We start from the raw sequence: 21,533 nt of genomic DNA on the forward strand, positions 1-21,533 counted from the left end.
CCAAGATCTGCGCATCGCGCACCCCGCCGGCGGCGGGCCGCCGGCGGGGACGGATGACGAGCACGGGCCGCCGGGGGGTGCGGGAGCCGCTGCACGCGCGGCCCGGGCGGGTGAGCACCTGCCGAGGACGGCCCGAAGACGGCGCCCGGGCGTCGAGGTGCTGACGATGCCCGAGAGCCGAAGCGCAGGGGTCAGGGGGCCGTGTAGGTGACCGTCACCTGCTCGAAGCCCAGCGAGCGCAGCAGCCCCTCCAGCATCTTGCGGGTGTTCTCCTCGGCGCGGGCGGAGAGCCCGCTGTCCCGGGCGGCGGCGGTGATCCGTTCCTCGGCCAGCTGGTAGACCTGCTGCTGCCGGTTGGGGTCGTTGCCGACCAGGTCGCCGAGCCGGTTGAGCAGGCCGCGCTGCTCGGCGAAGACGTAGCTCTTCTCCATGTCGAGGTTGGTCTCGCCGAGCTGCGGCGCGGGCAGCTTGATCTCGACCGACTTGCCGTCGGCGGACTGCACGATCGCACCCTCACCGATCTTGGTGAAGTCGACGTACGCCTCGACGCTGCCGGCCCCGACGAACAGGGTGCGTTCGTTGAGCAGGAAGTCCGGGACGTTGCGCCGGTCGTTCTGGGTGTCGACGACGACCTGGAAGTTGCCCTCGGCGGCGACGTAGCGACTGAGATCCTGGATCGACTTCAGCAGCGGCGGCTGGCTGCGGTCGGTCTGCTCCTTGGCGAACGGGTTACGGAAATCGGGCAGGAAACCGGTCACCTGCACACCGAGCAGCACCACCACGGCCAGCGCGGCGGCGCCGAGCAGCAGGAGCAGCCCGCGGGCCGCACCACCGGACCCACCGCCTGGGCCGGCACCACCGCTCGGGGGGCCGTCGGTGCCGCCCGGCCCGTCCGGAGTCGGGTCGGGTGTCGCGGCCGAGCGCTCCTTGAGGTCGTCGCCGGTCGGGTAACCGGGGAACTCCCTCGTGGGCTCGTTGATGCCAGCGTCGCGGGCCATCACACTCACCGTCCTCGTCAGACACGTCGTCTGTCAATGACGGTACGGCCCCCGTACGACAGGCGCGCGGCGAGCGGCCGGAATGCGTAAACGGGCAGGTCAGGCGAAGGCAGAGAGCCCGGTGAGCCGCTGCCCGACGACGAGCTGGTGGATCTCGGACGTGCCCTCGTACGTCAGGACGCTCTCCAGGTTGTTCGCGTGCCGCATCACCGGGTACTCCCCGGAGACGCCGTTGGCGCCGAGGATGGTGCGGCACTGCCGGGCGATGGCCAGGGCCTCCCGCACGTTGTTCAGCTTGCCCACGGAGACCTGCTCGGGGCGCAGCCGGCCGTCGTCGGCGAGCCGGCCGAGGTGCAGCGCGAGCAGTTGACCCTTGACCAGTTCGACGGCCATGTCGGCGAGCTTGGCCTGGGTGAGCTGGAACCCGGCCAGCGGCCGACCGAACTGGGTGCGGCTGGTGGCGTACGACAGGGCGGTCTCCAGGCAGTCCCGTGCCGCGCCGAGCGAGCCCCAGACGATGCCGTACCGGGCCTCGGTCAGGCAGCTCAGCGGGGCCTTGAGCCCGACCGCCTCGGGCAGTTGGGCGTCGGCGGGGAGCCGGACGTCGTCGAGCACGATCTCGCCGGTCACCGACGCGCGCAGCGACATCTTGCGGCTGATCTCGCGGGCCGTGACGCCGGGCGTGTCCATGGGTACGGCGAAACCGCGGACGCCCTCGTCGGTGCGCGCCCAGATGACCGCCACGTCGGCGATCGGGGCGTTGGTGATCCACATCTTGGCGCCGGTGAGCATCCAGTCGTCGCCGTCGCGGCGGGCCCGGGTGGTCATGGACGCCGGGTCGGAGCCGTGGTCGGGTTCGGTGAGGCCGAAGCAGCCGATCGCCTCGCCGGTCGCCATCGCCGGCAGCCAGCGCTGCTTCTGCTCCTCGCTGCCGTAGCGCCAGATGGCGTACATGGCCAGGGAGCCCTGCACCGAGACCAGTGAGCGGAGCCCGGAGTCGCCGGCCTCCAGTTCCTGGCAGGCCAGCCCGTACGCGACGGCGGAGGCGCCGGCGCAGCCGTAGCCGCTCAGGTGCATGCCGAGCAGGCCGAGTTTGCCGAACTCCCGGGCCAGCTCGCGGGCCGGGACGCGACCCTGCTCGTACCACTCGGCGACGTGTGGGCGGACCCGTTCGTCGACGAGCTGGCGGACGACGTCGCGGATCTGCCGCTCCTCCTCGCTGAGCGACGGGTCCAGGTCGAGCAGATCGAGGGCAGTCATGCCGTCACCTTAACGAAGCCTCAGGCGGGATCGCCCGCACCCGAGAGCACCAGCACGCGGGCATGGATCTGGTTGCGCTGCTGCAGGGCGGCACGCAGGGCGCGGTGCAGCCCGTCCTCCAGGTAGAGCCCGCCGTTCCACTGGACCACGTGCGGAAACAGGTCGCCGTAGAAGGTCGAATCCTCGGCGAGGAGCTTGTCGAGCGCCAGCTCACGCTTGGTGGTGATCAACTGGTCCAGGCGCAGCGGACGGGGCGGGATCTCCGCCCACTGCTTGAGCGTGAGGTTGTGCTCCGGATAGGGACGCCCGTCCCGGACCGCTCTGAAGATCACGACGGCACGCTCCCCTCCCCGTGGCCGGGCCGACCGACGACGCCGAGCCGGGCCGCGGCGGGCACCGCGCGGCGCGGCACCGATGACCGTGCCAGCCTAGCGGCCCAGCGCACGCGACGTTCTGCTCCCTGATGTCAGTTTCGCTATCGCTCGCCCGATCCTCAACTCCGACGAACGGGACGCCGCACTCAACTCCACCGCCCGCGCCGCACCACCTCGTCCATTTCGCGCCGCCCTCGGCGCAGCGATGGTGACCGATGGTCGGGCGCGCGGTAACCGATTGTGACGGCACCGATGGGGTGGTACTCCGCCGGCACGCCGAACGCGTCCCGGTAGGCGGCGAGCCGCTGCGGCGGAATCCCGAAGAAGCACGCCCCCAGCCCCTCGTCGACGGCGGTGAGCAGCATCAGGAGCGCGGCGAAGCCGGTGTCCACGTACCAGTAGGGCACCGGCCAGCGGTCGGTCGACCGGTCCGTCCAGCCCTTGTCCGGCTCCGCGTACCGCTGCAGGTAGGCCGACTCGTTGGCGTGCGGCACCACGATGAGGGGAGCGCGGCGCATACCGGCCAGCCAGCGCTCCCGCCCGCCACCCTCCGGCGTGGTGGCGGCCCAGAACCGCTCCCGGTCGGCCGCCTCCTCCAACACCAGGAAACCCCAGCCCTGGGCGAAGCCGGCCGACGGGGCGCGCACGGCGTGGTCGAGCAGCCGATCCACCACGTCGGGCGGGACCTGACGGTCCGGGTCGTAGTTGCGCACCATCCGCCGGCGGCGGACGACCTCGGCGAACTCCATCAGGCCCCGGGACGGATGCCCCAGGCACCACGCCAGGTCGTGCCGGGCTTGAGCGTGAGCAGGTCCTTGCCCGAGCGGAACGCGTCCGGCGGGCAGGTCATCGGCTCGATCGCCACCGAACGCCGGTGCCGCTCGCCGGTCAGCGCGTCCCCGGTGAACACCTGCCACCAGCCGAACTCCGCGTCCGCCCAGATGCTCACCCCGGACGAGGAGTCCGGCGCGGCCAGGCTCACCGAGGAACCGCCGTCGGCGTCGCGGATCACCTCGCCGAAGCAGAGGTCCAGCTCCGCGCCGCCGATCCGACGCGGGCTGGTCCAGTCGTACTCGGTGCCGGCCACCGGGGTCACCCCGACCGGCAGCAGCCGACCGTCCACCAGCACACGCGTACGCGCCGGCAGCCGCATGACCAGGTCGTCCACCGCGACACCCGGCAGTTGCAGGTACGGGTGCACCGAGAAGCCGAACGGGGCCACCTCGGCGCCGATGTTGGTCACCTCGTGCTCGGCCCGAAGACCGTCCGCGCTCACACTCCACCGGCTGACCAGCCGCAGCGGCCACTCGTAGCCGGGCTGCGGCGGCAGGTCGTAGCCGAGGGTCACCGCGTCCGCGGACTGCTCCAGCAGCCGCCACGGCACCCAGTTGACCAGCCCGTGGATGGCGACGTGCCGCTCCGGCTCGGTCAGCGCGAGCTGGTGCGTCCGGTCGGCGAACGGGTAGCGACCGTCGCGGATCCGGTTCGGCCAGGGCGCGAGCACCTGCCCGGCGCAGCCGGGGCAGACCTCGTCGGTGCGGTAGCCGTCGAGCAGGTCGACGCCGTCGTGCCGGTACGTCCGCAGCCCGCCGCCCACCTCCACGATGACTGCCTCGTGGCCCGCGGCGGCGATGGTCCACTGTGCGCCGGAGAAGGGGCGCTGGTCGGGGCTTTCCATGCCGGCGACCCTAACCGGTCACGGCCGGTCGCCGCTCGACGCCGTCGTGGCCCGGTAGCGCAGCAGCGCCGGGAAGGCGACCGCGAGCACCACCACGAGCACCGCCGAGGCGAGCCCGCCGGCGACCCAGGCCACACCTCCGCCGAGCCCGGCGGCCATGGTGCCGGCCCGCAGGTCACCCAGGCGCGGACCGCCGGCCACCACCACCGTGTTGACGCCCTGGAGCCGACCGCGCATCCGGTCCGGCGCGTACACCAGCAGCATGGACTGGCGCAGTACGGCGCTGACCAGGTCGGCGGCGCCGGCCACGGCGAGCAGCAGGACCATCAGCCAGAGCTGGTGGGCCAGCCCGGCCGCGGCGATCGCCAGGCCCCAGCCGACGACCGCGACGACCAGGCCGACCCCCTGCCGACGGAGTCGACCGATCCAGCCGGAGGTCAGCCCGCCGATCATGGAGCCGATGGCGATGGCGCTGTAGAGCAGGCCGACCGAGCCGCCGCCGCCGAACCGCTCGTGGGCGATCTCCGGGAACAGCGCCCTCGGCATGGCCAGGATCATCGCGATCAGGTCCACGCCGAAGGAGAGCAGCAGCACCGGCGTGGTGGCGAGGTACCGGAATCCGTCGATCACGCTGGCCAGGCCGGCACGCCGGGCCTGGCCGTCCGCGGTCGGCTCGGGCGGGAGCGAGGGCAGCCGCAGCGCGGCCCAGAGCATGGCGGTGAACAGCACCGCGTCCAACCCGTACGCGATCGGCAGCACCACAGTGGTGTCCGGCGAGGCGGAGAGGATCAGACCGGCGGCGAGCGGGCCGGCGACCGAGGCGGCGGTGAAGGTCGTGTAGTTCAGGGTGGTGGCGGACGCGACCAGATCGTCGGGCACCAGCCGGGGCAGCATGGCGCTGCGGGCCGGCGAGGTGATCGCGAAGGCCACCGACTGCACCGCCATCAGCGCCAGCAACAGCACCGGGCTGCCCACGTTCAGCAGCGCCTGGACCAGCAGACCGAGAGTGGATGCCCAGAGCAACAATGAGCCGCCGAGCAGCACCGCACGGCGGTCGCGGGCATCGGCGACCGCGCCACCCCAGAGCCCGAAGATCAGCAGGGGTACGAAGGCCGCCACGCCCAGCAGACCGACCCAGAACGAGTCCCGGGTCAGGGCGTACATCTCCACCGGCACCGCGACGGCGGTGAACTGGAAGCCGAACATCGCCACCGTGTTGCCGAGCCACAACCGGCGGTACGCCGGAACCCGCAGCGGACGGACGTCGATCGCCCAGCGGCGCGCTCCGCGCGGCCGGGCCTCCTGCACACCCGTCACGGCGCCAGCCGCTCGACGATCCAGTCGCTTCCGTCGACACGACGGAAGCGCAGGCGGTCGTGCAGCCGACCGGCCCGCCCCTGCCAGAACTCCACCGACTCCGGCCGGACGCGCAGACCACCCCAGTGCGGCGGAGGCGGGATGACCGTCGCGTCGCCGAACCGCTCGGCCACCTCCCGGTAGCGCTCTTCCAGCGCGGCCCGGTCCGGCACCACCTGCGACTGCGGGCTGGCCCAGGCGCCCACCTGCGAGCCGCGTGGCCGGCTCGCGAAGTACGACTCGGTCACCGCCTGATCGACCGGGGCGATCGACCCGGCGACCACCACCTGCCGCTGCATGGGAAACCACGGAAAGACCAGGCTGGCGTACGGGTTGGCGGACGCCTCGACGCCCTTGCGGGAGAGGTGGTTGGTGAAGAAGACGAAGCCCTCGGGGTCGTACCCCTTGAGCAGCACCGTCCGGCCGCTGGGCCGGCCGGCGGCGTCGGCGGTGCCCACCACCATCGCGTTCGGCTCGGGCAGCCCGAAGGCCACCGCGTCGGCGAACCAGCTGTCGAACTGGCGGTGCCAGTCGGCGGCCAGGTCAGCTTCGGTCAGGCCCAGGTCCGCGGCGTACTCGTTACGCATCGCGGCCGGGGCTGGTGTGTCGCCCGTCACGTCCCCACTCCTTTTCAGCGATCCGACGAGCACCCTTCCGCGCTGGCCAGTCCGCATCGCCCAGTCTCACCGAGTGGCGCGGAGAATGCGCGTCCGGGGATGTCGTGTGCAGCACAGTCGCAGCGGGTCGCATATCCGGTTACGCAGCAGGCAAGATGTTCCGAACACATCCCTGAGGGTCGCCTAAGGCGCCCGGCCGACCGGGCCGGCTCAGCTGATCAGGCGCACCGACCAGATCCAGGAGAGCGACATGGCCGATTTCAAACCCGGTCTGGAGGGCGTCGTAGCCTTCGAGACCGAGATCGCCGAACCCGACCGCGAGGGTGGCGCGCTGCGCTATCGCGGGGTCGACATCGAGGATCTGATCGGCCAGGTCTCGTTCGGCAACGTGTGGGCGCTCCTGGTCGACGGCCGGTTCGGGCCGGGCCTGCCGCCGGCGGAGCCGTTCCCGGTGCCGGTGCACTCCGGCGACATCCGGGTCGACGTGCAGTCGGCGGTCGCGATGCTGGCGCCGTACTGGGGGCTCAGCCAGCTGCTGGACATCTCCGACGAGCAGGCCCGCGAGGACCTCGCCCGGGTGTCGGTGACCGCGCTCTCGTTCGTCGCGCAGTCCGCCCGTGGTCTCGGCCTGCCGGCGGTGCCGCAGAAGGAGATCGACAAGGCGCAGACCATCGTCGAGCGGTTCATGAAGCGCTGGCGGGGCGAGCCCGACCCGCGGCACGTCAAGGCCGTCGACGCGTACTTCATCTCGGCCGCCGAGCACGGCCTGAACGCCTCCACCTTCACCGCCCGCATCGTCGCCTCCACCGGGGCGGACGCGGCGGCCTGCATCTCGTCGGGCATCGGCGCCCTCTCCGGGCCGCTGCACGGCGGCGCTCCGTCCCGCGTGCTCAGCATGCTGGAGGCCGTGGAGCGCAGCGGCGACGCGGAGGGCTACGTCAAGGGTGTCCTGGACCGCGGCGAGCGGCTGATGGGCTTCGGCCACCGCGTCTACCGCGCCGAGGACCCGCGCGCCCGTGTGCTCCGGCGCACCGCCAAGGAGCTGGGCGCACCGCGCTTCGAGATCGCCGAGGCGCTGGAGAAGGCCGCCCTCGCCGAGCTTCAGGCCCGCCGCCCGGACCGGGTGCTGGCCACCAACGTCGAGTTCTGGTCGGCAGTGGTGCTGGACTTCGCCGAGGTGCCGGCCCACATGTTCACCTCGATGTTCACCTGCGCCCGGATGGGCGGCTGGAGCGCGCACATCCTGGAGCAGAAGCGCCTGCAGCGGCTGGTCCGCCCGTCCGCCCGCTACGTCGGCCCGAACACCCGCAAGCCCAGCGACGTCGAGGGCTGGAGCGCCATCCCCCACGGCGTCTGACCGGCATCGAGGGCCCCTTCGGACGTCCCCACGTCCGGAGGGGCCCTTTCCGTACGCCCCGCCGGGCGATCGGCCACGAGGTGTGGCGAAGGACTCAGGCCGGCCCTCGGGACCCCGACTTCCCCGGCCCGGACCGGGTGCGAGGATGAGGGTCGGCAGTGTCGCCGGATCGCCGGTACGGATCCCGGCCGCCGTGCGCCCGCGTACGCGCCCGCCGCCGGTCCGCGCCGAGCCCGCCCTCGCCCATGCGGAAGGACCTTCAAGACCGTGGCTGACGCACCGATCATCCGGATTCCCGACGAGATCAAGCCCGCCGACGGACGTTTCGGCTGCGGCCCGTCCAAGGTCCGTCCGGCGGCCGTGTCCGCGCTCGCCGAGGTGGCGACCAGCTACCTGGGCACGTCGCACCGGCAGAAGACGGTCCGCGACCAGGTGGCCCGGCTGCGCTCCGGCATCGCCGAGTTCTTCTCGCTGCCCGAGGGCTACGAGGTCGTGATCGGCAACGGCGGCACCACGGCGTTCTGGGAGGTCGCCACCTTCGGCCTCGTCCGCGACCGTGCCCAGTTCGCCAGCTTCGGCGAGTTCGGCGCGAAGTTCGCCAAGTCGGTCTCCGACGCTCCGTTCCTGGGTGAGCCGACCGTCCGCAAGGCCGCTGCGGGCAGCGCGCCGGCCCTGGTCGCCGAGGCCGGCGTGGACGTGTACGCGACGCCGCAGAACGAGACCTCGACCGGCGTGGCCGTGCCGATCAGCCGGGTGGCCGGTGCGGACGAGGGCTCGCTGCTCCTGGTCGACGCCACCTCGGGCGCCGGTGGCCTGGAGGTCAACGTCGGCGAGACCGACGTCTACTACTTCGCGCCGCAGAAGTGCTTCGGCTCCGACGGCGGCCTCTGGCTGGCCCTGATGTCGCCGGCCGCGCTGGACCGGGCCGCCGAGATCAAGGCGTCGGGGCGCTACATCCCGGCCTTCCTGGACCTGGTGACCGCGATCGACAACTCGCGGCTGGAGCAGACGTACAACACCCCGGCGCTGGCCACCATCTTCCTCGCGGCCGAGCAGACCGACTGGATGAACGCGCAGGGCGGTCTGTCCTGGGCAGCCAAGCGCACGGCGGAGAGCGCCGCCACGGTTTACGGCTGGGCGGAGCGGTCCACGGTGGCCACCCCGTTCGTCACCGACCCGGCGCTGCGGTCCAACGTGGTCGCGACAATCGACTTCGCCGACGGGGTGGACGCCACCGCGATCGCCAAGGCGCTGCGCGCCAACGGCATCGTCGACACCGAGCCGTACCGCAAGCTCGGCCGCAACCAGTTGCGGGTGGCCCTGTTCCCGGCCGTCGAGCCGGCCGATGTCGAGGCGCTGACCGCGTCGATCGACTACGTCGTCGAGCGCCTCTGAGCATCGTCACGGTGGGTGTCCGTCGGGGCCTCGATGGACACCCACCGTGATCATCGCCGCAGCTCAGTCGCGACATGCGGGGTGTCGCTTCCCCCACCCCGAGACAGATGCGCGTACGGTGGTCCGAGACGCCTGGGTGGCCGACTCGTGGCGTGCGGCCAGCGAAGCGGGACGGAGGCAACGCTATGCGCCCAGTACGCTTCGTCGCCCTCTCCGAGGACGGCCATGCTCTTGTGCTCGCCGACGAGGTCGGGCGCCTGCTCGCCCTTCCGATCGACGAGCGGATCGCCGGCGCGTTGCACGCGGAGCCCGGCGCTCCGCCGCTCGCGGTGGCGCCCACGGCCGCCGACCCGATTCCCTCGCTGTCCCCTCGCGACATCCAGGCCCGCATCCGTTCCGGTGAGTCCGCCGAGGACGTCGCCCGGATCGCCGGGGTGCCCGTCGACCGGGTCCTGCGTTACGCCGGCCCGGTGCTTCAGGAGCGGGCGATGCTCGCCCAGCACGCCCGTCGCACCCGGCTCAAGGGCGCGGAGAAGCCGACCCCCCTCGCCGAGGTGGTCAACGGCCGGCTGAGCCAGCACGGCATCGACACCGAGAAGATCTCCTGGGACGCGTACCGGCGTGAGGACGGCACCTGGCGGATCATCGCCACCTGGCCGTCCGGCAAGGCCACCGCGCAGGCCATCTGGGATCTCGACAAGACCCGGCAGGCGGTCACGCCGCACGACGACATGGCGCAGTACCTGTGCGCCGAGCGACCCACGCCGATCCTCGGCCAGGAGCCGGCGCCGGAGCGGGGTGGGCACGGCCTGCCCGGCCCGTCGCGTGGTGAGCCGAGTCGTGGTGGGCACGGGTTGCCGGCCGCGTCCGAGCACCCGCGTCCGGGTCGGGACCCGATCCGGGCCGGTCGGGACGCCCTGCTCGCCTCGCTGGACCGTCCCCTCGGCGCGTCGTCGGGGCGTGGGCTGGAACCGCGTACCCCGGCTGCTCTGGCCGGGTCGGACGCGCCCCGGCAGCGGCCGGTCGGCGGCGGTGCCGCCGCGCTGCTCGGTGGTGGCCAGGGCTCGGCCTTCGACGACGATTCGGACGCGCCGAAGGAGGTCCCGGCCGTTCCGTCGCTGGCGGTGCTGCGGCCCCGCCGGACCGGCACGGCCGCTGCGGCGGCCGGTGGCGAGTCCACCGACGCCAGCGGCAAGCCGCGCAAGCGCCTGCCGAGCTGGGACGACGTGCTCTTCGGCAGCGGCCCGGCCGCCCGCGAGTCCTCCTGACGCTCGACGTCGGAGGGCGGCGGACGGCCCCGTCGACTCACGGTGGTCCGCTTCCGAGATCGTCGATGTCGCGGTGTCCGTGCGGTTGACGCCCCGACATCGGCGATCCGGAGTGGATCGTCACAGCGCCCAGGCGGCCAGGCGCTCGTAGCGCGGCTCCGGCCCCTGGTGACTGCGGACCAGCACCAGTTCGTCGGCCGACCACTGGGGTCCCTGATAGGCGTCCAGAGCAGCCCGATCGGCGTCGACGGCGGCCGGCTCTACCCGGTCGCCGGGCCGGGCCACGGTCAGGTGCGGGCGGAACGGCTTGTCGTCGTACGCCAGCCCGGCGCGGCGCAGCCGATCCCGGATCAGTCGGGCCAGATCGTGCAGCGCCTCGACGTCGCCGCGAGCATCCACCCAGAGCACTGTGTGCCGGCCGTCGCCGAACACCCCGCCGCCGCCGAGACTCAGCCGGGGCGGGGCGTCCCGGCCGTCGCGGAACCACAGCGCGGCGAGCCCGAGCGCGCCCTGCACCTCGACCAGCCGGGCGGCCTCGACGTCACCGAGGAAGGCCAGGGTGAGGTGCAGGTTCACCGGGTCGGCGAGCCGGACCCGGATGCCCGCGGCGGCCGCCGCCGCGACGCGCAGACGGGCCACTCGTGCGCCGAGGTGGGTGACCGCCTCCATGGGCGGGTAGACCGCGACGAAGAGCCGCACCGACCGGCCGGTCAGCGGTGCCGTTGCCGGTGCCCGGCCCGGGCCGCCGGCAGGGTCAGACCGGCGGCGTGCAGGACGCCCTCCACCCGTACCCGTTCGATCTCCTGGTCGACGCCGGACAACTCGGTGAGGTGCTCGGTGATCCCGAGGGCGCGGCAGGCCAGCCGGAGCCGGTCGTCGTACGCCTGGACGACCGCGCCGTGCCAGACCATCGACCGGCCGGTGCCGCCGAGCCGCTGCCCGCCGAGGCGACGCAGGTCGGCGGCGAGCTGTTCCAACGGGCGACGGTCGGTGCGGTCGAACTCGCTGAGGTCGATGTCCCGGGTCAGCGCGTCGGCTTCGATGGCCCGGTCGAGGCGGGCGATGGTGCGGCGCTCCCGCCGGCGCTCGCGCCACTCGGACCAGCCGCAGACGACCCGGTCGATGATCTCGTCGGCGCAGAAGAGCAGGGCGAACGCCGCCGGGAGGCTGGCCACGGCGAGGAGCGCCAGGGCAAGCATCAGCGCGCGTTCGACTCCCACATATCGACGCTAAGCCCCGTCGTGCCACCTCGCCAGCGATTTGGCCGCATCCGCGCTATCCGCCGATCGGGACTTCCCCAGGTTTCCCGAGCGTGCCCGAAGGGCCCCGTTCCAACCGGAAGGGGCCCTTCAGGTAGCTCAGCAGTCGGCGGAGGTCACGTAGAAGCGGGGCATGGGCAGCACCCGGAAGCGCAGTCGCGCGCCGGAGCGGCGCAGTTGCCAGGTGAGCGCGATCAGCGCGGTGGCCAGCGAGACCAGCCCGCCCATCCAGATGCTCGCCCCGGCGCCGAAGCGCTCGGCGATCCAGCCGATCAGCGGTGCGCCGACCGGGTTGGTGCCCAGGAACACCAGCACCCACAGGGCCATCACCCGTCCCCGGAAGGCGGCGTCCACCCCGAGCTGCACGCGCTGGTTGGCGGCCTGGGCGAAGAAGACCATGAAGAAGCCGGTGGGCACGAGCAGGGCCACGACCAGCCAGTACGTCCCCGCGAAGCCGACCAGGGTGCCGAAGCTGGCGCACGCGACCGCGGCGCCGAGCACCAGCCACACCGAGGGTCGACTGCGTCGGCCGGTGCCGCTGAGAGCACCGCCGAGCGCGCCGACCGCCAGCGCCGTGCTGAACAGGCCGAACGAGGCGGCACCGGTGTGGAAGACCGTCTTGGCCAGCGCGGCGAGGGTGAGCTGGAAATTGAACAGCGACATGCCGATCACCGACATGACCGCCATCGGCAACAGCAGGTCCGGGCGGCGCCACACGTACCGCAGCCCGTCGACGACCTTCGCGGACGCCCGCTCGTCGCGCGGTGGGAGCGCGTCGCGGTGCAGTTCGCTCGTCCGCATCCGGACCACGTTGACCAGCGGCGCGACCGAGCTGAGCGCGGTGAAGAGGAACACCGGGCCCACGTCGAAGGCGGCGATCGCCAGGCCGGCGACCGCCGGGCCGACGATCCGCGCCGAGTTGAACACGGCGGCGTTCAGCGACAACGCGTTGGGCAGCAGCGGCGTGCCGACCAGTTCGGAGACGAACGCCTGACGGACCGGGGTCTCCACGGCGTTGGCGGTGCCGAGCAGCGCGGCGAACGCGAAGACGTGCCAGAGCTGCACCAGGTCGGTGAGGACCAGCACGGACATACCGAGCGCCAGCACCGTCCAGAAGGCGTTGGCGGCGAACAGCAGCACCCGCTTGTCGTAGCGGTCGGCGAGCCGGCCGGAGAACAGGGTGAGCAGCAGCACCGGGGTGAACTGACACGCGGTCACCACGCCGAGCGCGGTCGCCGAGTTGTCGGAGAGGTCGAGGACGAGCCAGTCCTGGGCGATGAACATCATCCAGACACCGATCAGTTTGATCAGTTGCCCGGTTGCGAAGAGCCGGTAGTTGCGGACCTGTAGGGACTGGAACATCGTGCTCAGCTTGGCCTGCACTCTTGGTGCGCCTCCTCGGACGTACGCGTCATCGACAGGTGACGGCACGGCCGGAGTGGCGCGCGCGGGCTCAGGCGCGAGCGAGCTGCTGGAGAATCTCGGCGGCCCTGTGCAGGGTCTCCCGTTGGTCCTCGTCGAGCGCGGCCAGCCGGTGGGCCAGCCATTCGTCGCGGGCCCGCTCGAACTGGTCGAGCACGGCCTGCCCTCCTTCGGTCGCCGCGAGGATGACCTGCCGACCGTCGGTCGGATGGGGGGTCCGCCGCACGAGGCCGCGGTCCTCCAACTTCGCGACGATCTTGGTCATCGTCGGTGGCTGCACCCGTTCGACCTCGGCCAGTTCCCGGGGCGTCATCGCGCCCGCCAGCCGCAGGCTGGTGAGCGCGGAGACCTGGGTGACCGTGAGGTCGCCGACCGGCCGGGCCCGTCGGACCCGCCGGTTGAGTCGGGTGATCGCATCTCGCAACTGGGGAGCCAGCTGCGCCGGTGGCACGCGTTCCGCCGTCACCGTCCGCTCCATCACGTTAGTTAGCTTAACTAATGAGCCTGGCTAACGACATCCGTTATGACCAGGCTCACGAGGATGTTTGTGCTGCTCCGGGCGGGGAATCACGATCGACCCCCCGCCCGGACGGCCTCAGAGCACCAGCGACTCGATGGGCCCGCGCAGGAAGTACAGCACGAAGAGCACGGCCACCCCGTACAGCAGCGGGTGGATCTCGCGGGCCTTACCCCGCGCCAGCTTGACCACCACGAAGGTGATCAGACCGGCGCCGATCCCGTTGGAGATCGAGTAGGTGAACGGCATCAGCACGATGGTGAGGAACGCCGGAATGGCGATCTCGTAGTCGGACCAGTCGATCGTCCGCACCGCGGTCATCATCAGGAAACCGACCACCACCAGGGCCGTCGACGCCGCCTCGAACGGCACGATCACCGCCAGCGGCGCCAGGAACATCGCCAGCAGGAAGAGAACGCCGGTGACCAGGCTGGCCACGCCGGTCCGGGCACCCTCCCCGACACCTGCGGCACTCTCGATGTACGACGTGTTGCTGGAGGTGCTGGCCGCACCACCGGCCGCCGCCGCGATCGAGTCGACAAGCAGGATCTCCTTGGCCTTCGGCGGGGTGCCCCGCTCGTCGAGCAGGCCACCCTCCTGACCGACCGCCACCATCGTGCCCATGGTGTCGAAGAAGTCCGTGATCAACAGGGTGAAGACGAACATCAGCACGACCACCCAGCCGGCCCGGCCCCACGAGTCGAGCACGTTGAACTTGCCGAGCAGCGACAGGTCCGGCACGTCCACCACCGTCTTGGGCAGCTCCGGCACGTTCAGCGCCCAGCCCTTCGGGTTGGGCTTCCCGTCGACGAACGACGGGCCGATGTTGGCGATCGCCTCGACGATGACGGCCAGCACCGTGGAGGTCAGGATCCCGATCAGGATCGCGCCCTTCACCCGGCGCACCACCAGCACCAACGTGAGCAGCAGGCCCACCACGAAGACCAACAGCGGCCAGCTCACCAGCTTGCCGCCGATGCCCAGGCCGACCGGCACGGTGGTGTTCGCGACGTCCGGGATCCGCCGGACGAAGCCGGCGTCCACCAGACCGATGATGGTCAAGAAGAGGCCGATACCGACGCCGATCGCCGTCTTCATCTGCGTGGGCACCGCGCGGAACACCGCGGTACGCAAGCCGGTGAGCACCAGCACGGCGATGATCACACCCTCGATCACCACCAGGCCCATCGCGTCGGCCCAGGTCATCTCGGGGGCGATCTCGTACGCCACCAGGGCGTTGACGCCCAGGCCGGCGGCGAGCGCCAGCGGGAACCGGCCGACCACACCCATCAGGATGGTCATCAGGCCGGCGACCAGCGCGGTCGCCGCGGCCAGCGCCGGAATCGGGAGGGACTTGCCGTCACCGTCGACGGCACCGCCCAGGATCAAAGGATTGAGCACCACGATGTACGCCATCGTGAAGAAGGTCGCCAGGCCACCGCGTACCTCACGGCTCAACGTCGAGCCGCGGGCGGAGATCTCGAAGAACCGGTCGAAGCCGTTACGCGGGTGAGCGGGGTCGGGAGGTGTGCCGTTCTCGGGCGGCAATACTGCCATCAGGTCCTCGCAGGTGATCTTCCGGTTGTCGCGCGCATCGTCCCAGATCACCGACGGGCAGGGGAAGCGGATCGCGTACGCTTGCCCGATGCCGAACGACCAGCCACCGCGCCCCGCGCCGCTGGACCCACCGATGGTGCCGTTCGCCGTCGCCGGGCTGATCGCCTGGGCGGTCGTCGGGCTGGTGCTGCTGGTCTTCTTCCGGGGCTGGCTGACCGAGCACCACCACGAGAACTGGCTCTGGACCTGCCTGGCCGGTTTCCTGTGGGGATTCCCCGGCCTCGCCGTCATGCTGCGTCACGACGCCAACCGACGCCGCCGCCGCGCGAACTGAGCGCACCGGGCTACGCCGGCGCGAACGCTCAGGGGTGCCCGTACGGCTCCGCCGGCTCGGCCGACTCCACCGAGCCCGGCGCACGGCTGACCGACATGGCCTCGACCGCGCTGTCGTCGTACACCGTCGGGAGATCCTCCACGGCGGTCTCGGCGGCCTCGATCAACGTCTCGGAGTGGGCGCCGCAACCATGGTCGGCGCTGACCACCCGGCCGTCGTCCGGGGCGTAGAAGTTGCCGCACGCCCCGAACGCCTGGCGCATCGCACCCGCCAGCGGCAGGTAGAAGCCACAGGTGCCGCAGCGGGCGGCGGCCGGAGCGGCGGTGGAGATGGCCGCCGTGGGGCCGTGGTCGCCGTCGTACCAGCGCTGCGCCGCGTCGGCACGGCCCTCCCGGGAGAGGACCCGCGCCCGGCCGAGACCCAACTCCCAGGCCGTCTCCTCGACCGCGGGATCGTCGGAGAGCAGATAGCCGGGGACCAGCCGCTCGTCCTCCGGAGACGTCGGCAGCAGGTCACCAGGGCCGAGGTCACCCGGCTTGAGCCGCTCCTGCCAGGGCAGCCAGCCGGGCGCGAGCAGCGCATCCGGGCCGGGCAGCAGCACCGTCTCGCAGATGGTCACCGTCCGGCTGCGCGCCACACGGGTGACGGTGACCGCCCAGCGCCAGCCGCGGTAGCCGGCGAGACGGCATTCGAAGTAGTGGGTGACCAGCCGTTCACCCTCGGCCACGACCTGCAGGTGGTCGCCGACGTCGTCGGCGTCCACCTCGGTGATGCCAGCACGGGCCACCTCGACGGCGGCGGCGCAGACCTGGTCGAGACGGGCGGCACGGGTGGAGGCGGGCCTGGTCACCCGACCATTGTTCCCCATGCTCCCCGCAGGGGTGACAGGGACTCCCGGGGAACCTTTCACCGCAGTGGTGCGGCGTACCTGGATCAGATGGGCGAGGATGGTGCACATGCCGCCGTACTCCCGCTCCGGGCGATCCGTCCTCGGGCGGACCGTCGGCACCGGCATCCGGGCCGTCCGACTGCTCCTGCGTGGTTCGGTGGGCAGCGGCCGCTGGGTGACCCGCCGGGCCGGTCGGGCCCGGACGCGGGGCGCCGGCGGCGAGGTCGGCATGATCCGCCTGTTCGATCTGCACGCCGTCTCGTGCGCGGGCGACACGCTAATCGCCATCGGTCTGGCCGGGACGATCTTCTTCAACGTGCCGCTCGGCGAGGCCCGCAGCAAGGTCGCGCTCTACCTGCTCGTGACCATGGTGCCGTTCGCGATGCTCGCCCCCGTGGTGGGCCCGCTGCTGGACCACTTCCGGCACGGCCGGCGGTACGCGCTGGCCGCGACCATGCTCGGCCGGGCGTTCCTGGCCTGGCTGATCTCCGACTACATCCACGGCTTCGGGCTCTATCCGGCCGCGTTCGGTGTGCTCGCGCTGTCGCGTGCGTACGGCGTGGCCCGGTCCGCGGCGGTGCCCCGGCTGCTGCCGGAAGGGCTGGGCCTCTCCCAGGTCGGAGCACGGGCCAGCGTCTACGGCACGGTGGCGGGGGCGCTGGTGGCCCCGATCGGGTTGGCGGCCTTCTGGTTCGGGCCGCAGTGGCCGCTGCGCGTCGCGTCGGTGATCTTCCTGATCGGCATGGTGATCTCCCTGCGGCTGCCGCCAAAGGCGGACTCGGAGCCACCGGAGCGGGTCCCCCGCGCGCTGCGCGCGCTGAGCCGCCGCGGAGACCGGCCGCTGGGCCGGGGCCGACCCGCCGGTCGGCTGGTGATCGCCACCCTGATCGGCGCCGCGACGCTGCGCGCGGTGTACGGCTTCCTGCTGCTGTTCCTCGCCTTCGCCATCAAGAAGGGCGACCTGACCACCGACGTGTTCGGCCGGGATCTGGGCGCGGAGTGGGCGCTGGGCCTGGTGGGCGGCGCGCTGGCCGTCGGCAGCTTCCTGGCGACCGCCGTCGGCACCCGGTTGCGCATCCACCGCCCGACCGCCATCCAGTCCAGCAGCATGATCATCGTGGCGGGGGTGGCGGTGCTCGCCGTCATCCAGTTCTCGCTGCTGATGGTGGCCCTGCTCTGTCTGGTGACCGCGCTGGTCAGTGGGGTGGCCAAACTCGCCGTGGACGCCTCGATCCAGGAGCGCATCCCGGAGCGGCTGCGGGCCAGTTCCTTCGCCCACTCCGAGACGGTCCTGATGCTCGCCTTCGTCGTCGGTGGTGGGCTCGGGCTGGTCCCGTTCGACGGCCGCACCGGCATCGCTGTCGCCGCCGGCGTGGGCATCCTGGCCGCCGTCCGGGGGGTGCTGGTCGCCGCTCGGCTACGCGCCGAGAAGCTCGCCGGCCGGCCGCTGGCTGACGACGAGCTGGCCGAGGACGAGCCGGTGACCGAGCCCGCGGATGTCGCCCCCACCTCGCCGGCTCCCACCCAGGCCCAGTCGCCGCAGCACGACGAGCCGGGGCTGGCGCCACCGGGCTACCACATCTACCGCCCCTCCTCGTCCGTCGGCGGCCCGGGCGGCGGAGCGGACGACGAGACCCGCCGGGAGTCCCCCGGCTCACTCTCGTGACCGGCCTGCTGGTGGTGACGGCGGTGCCGGCCGAGGCGGACGCCGTACGGGCCGGGCTGACCGACCCCAGCGTCACCGTCGCCCCGGTCGGGGTGGGCCCGGCGGTCGCGGGTGCCGCCACCGCACGGCTGCTGGCCCTGGCCGAGGCGGCCGGTCGCCCGTACCGCGCGGTGGTCAGCGCCGGCGTGGCCGGCGGCTTCACCGGGCGGGCCTCGGTCGGCGACACGGTGCTCGGCACCGCCAGCGTCGCCGCCGACCTGGGCGCCGAGTCACCCGACGGCTTCATCGGAATCGACGAGCTGGGCATGCCGCCCGCGCTCCTCGGCGGAGGCAGCGTGGTGCCCGCGGACCCGGGCCTGCTCGCGGCACTCCGGGCGGCCCTGCCGTCGGCTACGGCCGGCCCGGTGCTCACCGTCAGCACGGTCACCGGCACCGCCGCCAGCACCGATGAGCTGCGCCGTCGGCATCCGGAGGCGGTCGCGGAGGCCATGGAGGGGTACGGGGTCGCGGTCGCCGCCGCGCAGGCCGGGGTGCCCTTCGTCGAGCTGCGCACCATCTCCAACCCCATCGGCCCCCGTGACCGCGACGCCTGGCGGCTGCGCGAGGCCCTCACCGCGCTGACGACGGCAGCTCCGGCGCTGCGCTGACCGAGTGCACTCCGCACACCTCGAGCATCAGCGCCGACGGTCTGCTCGCCTGCAGCGCGAACCCACAGGCGCGAAGGAACTCGCGGTCGACGAACAACTCGGCGACCGCGTGCGCGGCGCGAATGCCGGCCCGTGTCATCTCCTCCGCCAACAGCTCGACAAGCCGCCGCCCGATGCCAAGCAACCGCAGGCCCGGGGCAACGACCACACCTTCCAGCACCAACTCACGCCGGTCGTCCAGATCCTCGCCCAGGAGCAGGTCGACGCTCCGCTCATGAGCCCGCAGCTCACCGACCGGCCCGCCGCCGGGCACCTCGGCGAGGAACCGCCAGGACGTGGCCGGCAGCCCGTCGGACGCGCGCCGGAAGACCACCCGCGCACGCGCCTCCGACCGCCACCGCCGCAAGTCCCGCCGCTTCCGGTCCAGGTCGTACGTCAACTCCGGAACCCGCACCGGCCACAACTTCTCCGGGAGCGTGTACGAGTGCGCCCACCAGGCGCCCGGCCAGTCCCTGAGGGTGCGGACCCGCCGGACGTCGAGGTGGGCCGGGTACCGACGGTCAGCCTCGTCCCGTGGCTCGTCGGCCGGCAGACCCAGCAGCCCGCCGCCCGCGGTGGAGGGCTCGTCGCCGGGCAGACGGAGCGCGAGCTCGCCCCCCGCGGCCGCGACCAGCCGCGCCACCGTCCGAAAGGCTGGCCCGCCACCCTGACCGGCCTCGATCCGCGCCAGCGTGCTCTTCGGGACGCCGGCCCGCTCAGCCAACTCCCGCTGGCTCAGATCGGCACGCCGACGAAGATCACGAAGCGCCGCGCCCACATCGATCGCATCCCCTCCGACTGCCACCCACCCATGGTTTTCTGCCCGGCGAACGCCGTCAACAGGCATCCTTCCGCCTGTGGATAACCATGTGGACAACGTCACCCCTGCTGTGGGTATCCCCTCTGTCGGGCTGCTGCCGAATCCATCAGGCCCTGCCGAGTCGGTCGGGGCCCTGCCGAGTCGGTCGGGCCCTGCCGAGCGGGTCGGGCCCTGCCGAGCGGGTCGGGCCCCGCCGAGCCGGTCGGGCCCCGCCGAGCCGGTCGGGCCCCGCCGAGCCGGTCGGGCCCCGCCGAGTCCGTCGGGGCCCTGCCGAGCGGGTCGGGCCCTGCCGAGCCAAGCGCCTGGATGCCGTGGGTGCCCTCGTGGATCGGGTCGGTCGGGCCCTGTCGAGTCCGTCGGGCCCTGTCGAGCTGCCCCATGAATGGGGCGGCTGAATGGGGCGGGACGAGCCACCAAGATCGCCCCTCGGCGCCCGCTCACCGCCCGCGCCACCGCCGCCACCGCTCGCCGCAGGCGGTCACCTCGCCCCATGTGTGGGGCAGCTCGACAGGGCGCGACGTGACCTCACCCACCTCGACCGGAGGCCGGCCGAGCACCCCGCCTGAGCTGAACGGAAGCACCCCGCCCAGCCCGACGGGGACACTGCCGGCGCCCGCCGGGAGGCCGAGAGGCCAGGACGCCGGAAGGCCGGGACGCCGGAAGGCCGGGACGCCGGAAGGCCGGGACGCCGGAAGGCAGAGAGCCCGAGGCCAAGAGCCCGAGAGGCCGGAAGGCCGGCTCCGGGCCGGGCCGGGCCCGGGCGGCCGGGCCCGGGCGGGGCGGGCCGGGCGGGGCGGGGGGCAGGGCCGGGGCGGGCCCGGGCGGGGCGGGCCGTCGTGGATCACAGTGGGCGGGGTGTGCCCGGGCTGCTGGCCGGGGGCGGGGCTAACGTGAGGGCGTGGCGCTCTCCCTTGCGATCTCGCCCTGCCCCAACGACACGTTCGTCTTCGACGCCCTGGTGCACGGGCGGGTGCCCGGTGCGCCGCCGGTCGAGGTGACGTACGCCGACGTGGACGTCACCAACACGGCGGCCGAGCGGGGCGCGTTCGACCTGGTGAAGGTCAGCTACGCGGCGCTGCCCTGGCTGCTCGACGACTACCACCTGCTGCCCTGCGGGGGCGCGCTCGGTCGCGGGTGCGGGCCGCTGGTTCTCACCAGGGGTGACCGCGCCGACCTGACCGGTGCCACGGTGGCGGTGCCCGGTGATCGGACGACGGCGTACCTGCTGTTCCGGCTCTGGTCAGCCGGGCAGGCACCGGCTCGGATCGAGGTGGTGCCGTTCCACGAGATCATGCCGGGCGTCGCGGCCGGTCGCTACGACGCTGGGCTGGTCATCCACGAGGCGCGGTTCACCTACCACCGGCACGGCCTGACCGCGCTCGTCGACCTCGGCGAATGGTGGGAGGCCGACACCGGGCTGCCCATCCCTCTCGGCGCGATCCTGACCCGGCGCGGCGCCGTGGACCCGGTGGAAGCGGCCGGATGGATTCGCGAGTCCGTCCGGCAGGCCTGGGCGGATCCGGCGGCCAGCCGGGAGTACGTGCTCGCGCACGCCCAGGAGATGGAACTCGACGTGGTGGACCGGCACATCGGCCTCTACGTCAACGAGTTCACTGCCGACCTGGGCGAGGCCGGCTTCGCCGCGGTGACGGCGCTCCTCGACCGCGCCGCCACCGCCGGCCTGGTGCCTCAGACCTCCAGCTCGCGCGCCACCGCGTGGACCAGCTGAGCGATCTTCTGCGCCGTCTTCTTGTCCGGGTAACGGCCCCGGCGCAGGTCCGGCTGGACCTTCGCCTCCAGCACCTTGATCATGTCCTCGACGAGACCATGCAGCTCCTCGGCCGGCCGACGTCGCAGCTCCGCCATCGACGGCGGCGCGTCCAGCAGCTTTACGCCCATGGCCTGCGCGCCCCGGCGGCTGTCCACCACGCTGAAGTCGACCCGCTGACCACCCTTGAGGTCGGTGACGCCCGCCGGCAGAGCACCCTTGGGCAGAAACACGTCGCCGCCCTCGTCACTGGTGACGAAGCCGTATCCCTTGGCCGTGTCGTACCACTTCACTCGACCCGTAGGCACCTGA

Annotated in this window: 22 protein-coding genes; 7 read left to right on the forward strand and 15 right to left on the reverse strand. The window is 72.6% G+C overall.

The window, feature by feature from the left end:
* Positions 1 to 191: 191 nt before the first annotated feature.
* The 7 genes from AB0B97_RS05855 to pdxH all read right to left on the reverse strand — a co-directional run bounded on the left by AB0B97_RS05855 (position 192) and on the right by pdxH (position 6,340).
* Positions 192 to 998: a DUF4230 domain-containing protein gene (locus AB0B97_RS05855; protein WP_357490999.1), complete on the reverse strand. Its 807-nt coding sequence runs from the start codon at positions 996 to 998 to the stop codon at positions 192 to 194.
* Positions 999 to 1,097: 99 nt separating this feature from the next.
* Positions 1,098 to 2,258: an acyl-CoA dehydrogenase family protein gene (locus AB0B97_RS05860; protein WP_357491001.1), complete on the reverse strand. Its 1,161-nt coding sequence runs from the start codon at positions 2,256 to 2,258 to the stop codon at positions 1,098 to 1,100.
* 20 nt (positions 2,259 to 2,278) lie between these two features.
* The gene (locus AB0B97_RS05865) at positions 2,279 to 2,590 is read right to left on the reverse strand and encodes a type II toxin-antitoxin system VapB family antitoxin (protein WP_234589042.1); all 312 of its coding nucleotides are present in this window, start codon (positions 2,588 to 2,590) and stop codon (positions 2,279 to 2,281) included.
* A gap of 188 nt (positions 2,591 to 2,778) precedes the next feature.
* Positions 2,779 to 3,381 (reverse strand): nitroreductase family protein, encoded by a 603-nt coding sequence (locus tag AB0B97_RS05870; RefSeq protein ID WP_357491004.1) that lies wholly within the window; start codon positions 3,379 to 3,381, stop codon positions 2,779 to 2,781.
* Entirely contained in the window at positions 3,381 to 4,310 is a 930-nt protein-coding gene (locus AB0B97_RS05875; protein WP_357491006.1) for an aldose 1-epimerase family protein, read from the reverse strand. Before AB0B97_RS05875 ends, AB0B97_RS05870 begins: the two co-directional genes overlap by 1 nt.
* Positions 4,311 to 4,328: 18 nt before the next feature.
* Positions 4,329 to 5,627 (reverse strand): MFS transporter, encoded by a 1,299-nt coding sequence (locus AB0B97_RS05880; protein WP_234589036.1) that lies wholly within the window; start codon positions 5,625 to 5,627, stop codon positions 4,329 to 4,331.
* On the reverse strand, positions 5,624 to 6,340 hold the full coding sequence (gene pdxH, locus AB0B97_RS05885; protein ID WP_357491008.1) for a pyridoxamine 5'-phosphate oxidase: 717 nt from the start codon (positions 6,338 to 6,340) through the stop codon (positions 5,624 to 5,626). The genes AB0B97_RS05880 and pdxH overlap by 4 nt, the downstream gene beginning before the upstream one ends.
* Positions 6,341 to 6,533: 193 nt before the next feature.
* On the opposite strand from pdxH, the gene AB0B97_RS05890 reads away from it, so the two are divergent.
* From AB0B97_RS05890 to sepH, 3 genes are all read left to right on the forward strand, one after another.
* Complete coding sequence (locus AB0B97_RS05890; protein ID WP_234589034.1) at positions 6,534 to 7,640, forward strand: citrate synthase 2; 1,107 nt, start codon at positions 6,534 to 6,536, stop codon at positions 7,638 to 7,640.
* Between the two features lie 267 nt (positions 7,641 to 7,907).
* Positions 7,908 to 9,035 (forward strand): phosphoserine transaminase, encoded by a 1,128-nt coding sequence (gene serC, locus AB0B97_RS05895; protein ID WP_234589033.1) that lies wholly within the window; start codon positions 7,908 to 7,910, stop codon positions 9,033 to 9,035.
* A 185-nt stretch (positions 9,036 to 9,220) separates the two neighbouring features.
* Positions 9,221 to 10,303: a septation protein SepH gene (sepH, locus tag AB0B97_RS05900; RefSeq protein ID WP_234589032.1), complete on the forward strand. Its 1,083-nt coding sequence runs from the start codon at positions 9,221 to 9,223 to the stop codon at positions 10,301 to 10,303.
* Between the two features lie 120 nt (positions 10,304 to 10,423).
* On the opposite strand, the gene thpR is transcribed toward sepH, so the two are convergent.
* The 5 genes from thpR to AB0B97_RS05925 form a co-directional block, all read right to left on the reverse strand.
* A complete protein-coding gene (gene thpR / locus AB0B97_RS05905) occupies positions 10,424 to 11,002 on the reverse strand; it encodes an RNA 2',3'-cyclic phosphodiesterase (protein WP_357491011.1) in 579 nt (192 codons plus the stop codon).
* 11 nt (positions 11,003 to 11,013) lie between these two features.
* Positions 11,014 to 11,523 (reverse strand): hypothetical protein, encoded by a 510-nt coding sequence (locus AB0B97_RS05910; RefSeq protein WP_357491013.1) that lies wholly within the window; start codon positions 11,521 to 11,523, stop codon positions 11,014 to 11,016.
* Positions 11,524 to 11,661: 138 nt separating this feature from the next.
* On the reverse strand, positions 11,662 to 12,945 hold the full coding sequence (locus tag AB0B97_RS05915) for an MFS transporter (protein WP_357491015.1): 1,284 nt from the start codon (positions 12,943 to 12,945) through the stop codon (positions 11,662 to 11,664).
* A gap of 70 nt (positions 12,946 to 13,015) precedes the next feature.
* Positions 13,016 to 13,465, reverse strand: coding sequence for a MarR family transcriptional regulator (locus AB0B97_RS05920; protein WP_357491017.1), 450 nt, complete (start codon positions 13,463 to 13,465; stop codon positions 13,016 to 13,018).
* Between the two features lie 114 nt (positions 13,466 to 13,579).
* Entirely contained in the window at positions 13,580 to 15,058 is a 1,479-nt protein-coding gene (locus tag AB0B97_RS05925; RefSeq protein ID WP_357491019.1) for an NCS2 family permease, read from the reverse strand.
* Positions 15,059 to 15,146: 88 nt separating this feature from the next.
* Between AB0B97_RS05925 and AB0B97_RS05930 the strand changes: the two genes are divergently transcribed.
* Positions 15,147 to 15,392 carry a DUF2530 domain-containing protein gene (locus AB0B97_RS05930; protein WP_234589025.1) on the forward strand — a complete coding sequence of 82 codons (246 nt, stop codon included), beginning with the start codon at positions 15,147 to 15,149 and terminating at the stop codon, positions 15,390 to 15,392.
* 28 nt (positions 15,393 to 15,420) lie between these two features.
* Here AB0B97_RS05930 and AB0B97_RS05935 read toward each other — a convergent pair whose 3' ends face one another.
* Complete coding sequence (locus AB0B97_RS05935; RefSeq protein ID WP_357491022.1) at positions 15,421 to 16,350, reverse strand: DUF3027 domain-containing protein; 930 nt, start codon at positions 16,348 to 16,350, stop codon at positions 15,421 to 15,423.
* On the opposite strand from AB0B97_RS05935, the gene AB0B97_RS05940 reads away from it, so the two are divergent.
* Together AB0B97_RS05940 and AB0B97_RS05945 are read left to right on the forward strand one after the other, a co-directional pair.
* A complete protein-coding gene (locus AB0B97_RS05940) occupies positions 16,349 to 17,947 on the forward strand; it encodes an MFS transporter (protein ID WP_357491024.1) in 1,599 nt (532 codons plus the stop codon). The genes AB0B97_RS05935 and AB0B97_RS05940 overlap by 2 nt on opposite strands.
* On the forward strand, positions 17,944 to 18,594 hold the full coding sequence (locus AB0B97_RS05945; protein ID WP_234589019.1) for a futalosine hydrolase: 651 nt from the start codon (positions 17,944 to 17,946) through the stop codon (positions 18,592 to 18,594). Before AB0B97_RS05940 ends, AB0B97_RS05945 begins: the two co-directional genes overlap by 4 nt.
* On the opposite strand, the gene AB0B97_RS05950 is transcribed toward AB0B97_RS05945, so the two are convergent.
* Entirely contained in the window at positions 18,557 to 19,438 is an 882-nt protein-coding gene (locus tag AB0B97_RS05950; protein WP_357491026.1) for a GNAT family N-acetyltransferase, read from the reverse strand. The genes AB0B97_RS05945 and AB0B97_RS05950 overlap by 38 nt on opposite strands.
* A gap of 913 nt (positions 19,439 to 20,351) precedes the next feature.
* On the opposite strand from AB0B97_RS05950, the gene AB0B97_RS05955 reads away from it, so the two are divergent.
* Positions 20,352 to 21,182, forward strand: a complete 831-nt coding sequence (locus AB0B97_RS05955; RefSeq protein ID WP_357491028.1) for a 1,4-dihydroxy-6-naphthoate synthase — start codon at positions 20,352 to 20,354, stop codon at positions 21,180 to 21,182.
* Here the strand turns inward: AB0B97_RS05955 and AB0B97_RS05960 are convergent.
* The gene (locus tag AB0B97_RS05960; protein WP_088986676.1) at positions 21,143 to 21,529 is read right to left on the reverse strand and encodes a cold shock domain-containing protein; all 387 of its coding nucleotides are present in this window, start codon (positions 21,527 to 21,529) and stop codon (positions 21,143 to 21,145) included. The two genes, AB0B97_RS05955 and AB0B97_RS05960, sit on opposite strands and share 40 nt — an antisense overlap.
* Between the last annotated feature and the right edge of the window lie 4 nt (positions 21,530 to 21,533).

It is taken from the genome of Micromonospora sp. NPDC049004 (genome assembly GCF_040649315.1).
Classification (GTDB): domain Bacteria; phylum Actinomycetota; class Actinomycetes; order Mycobacteriales; family Micromonosporaceae; genus Micromonospora.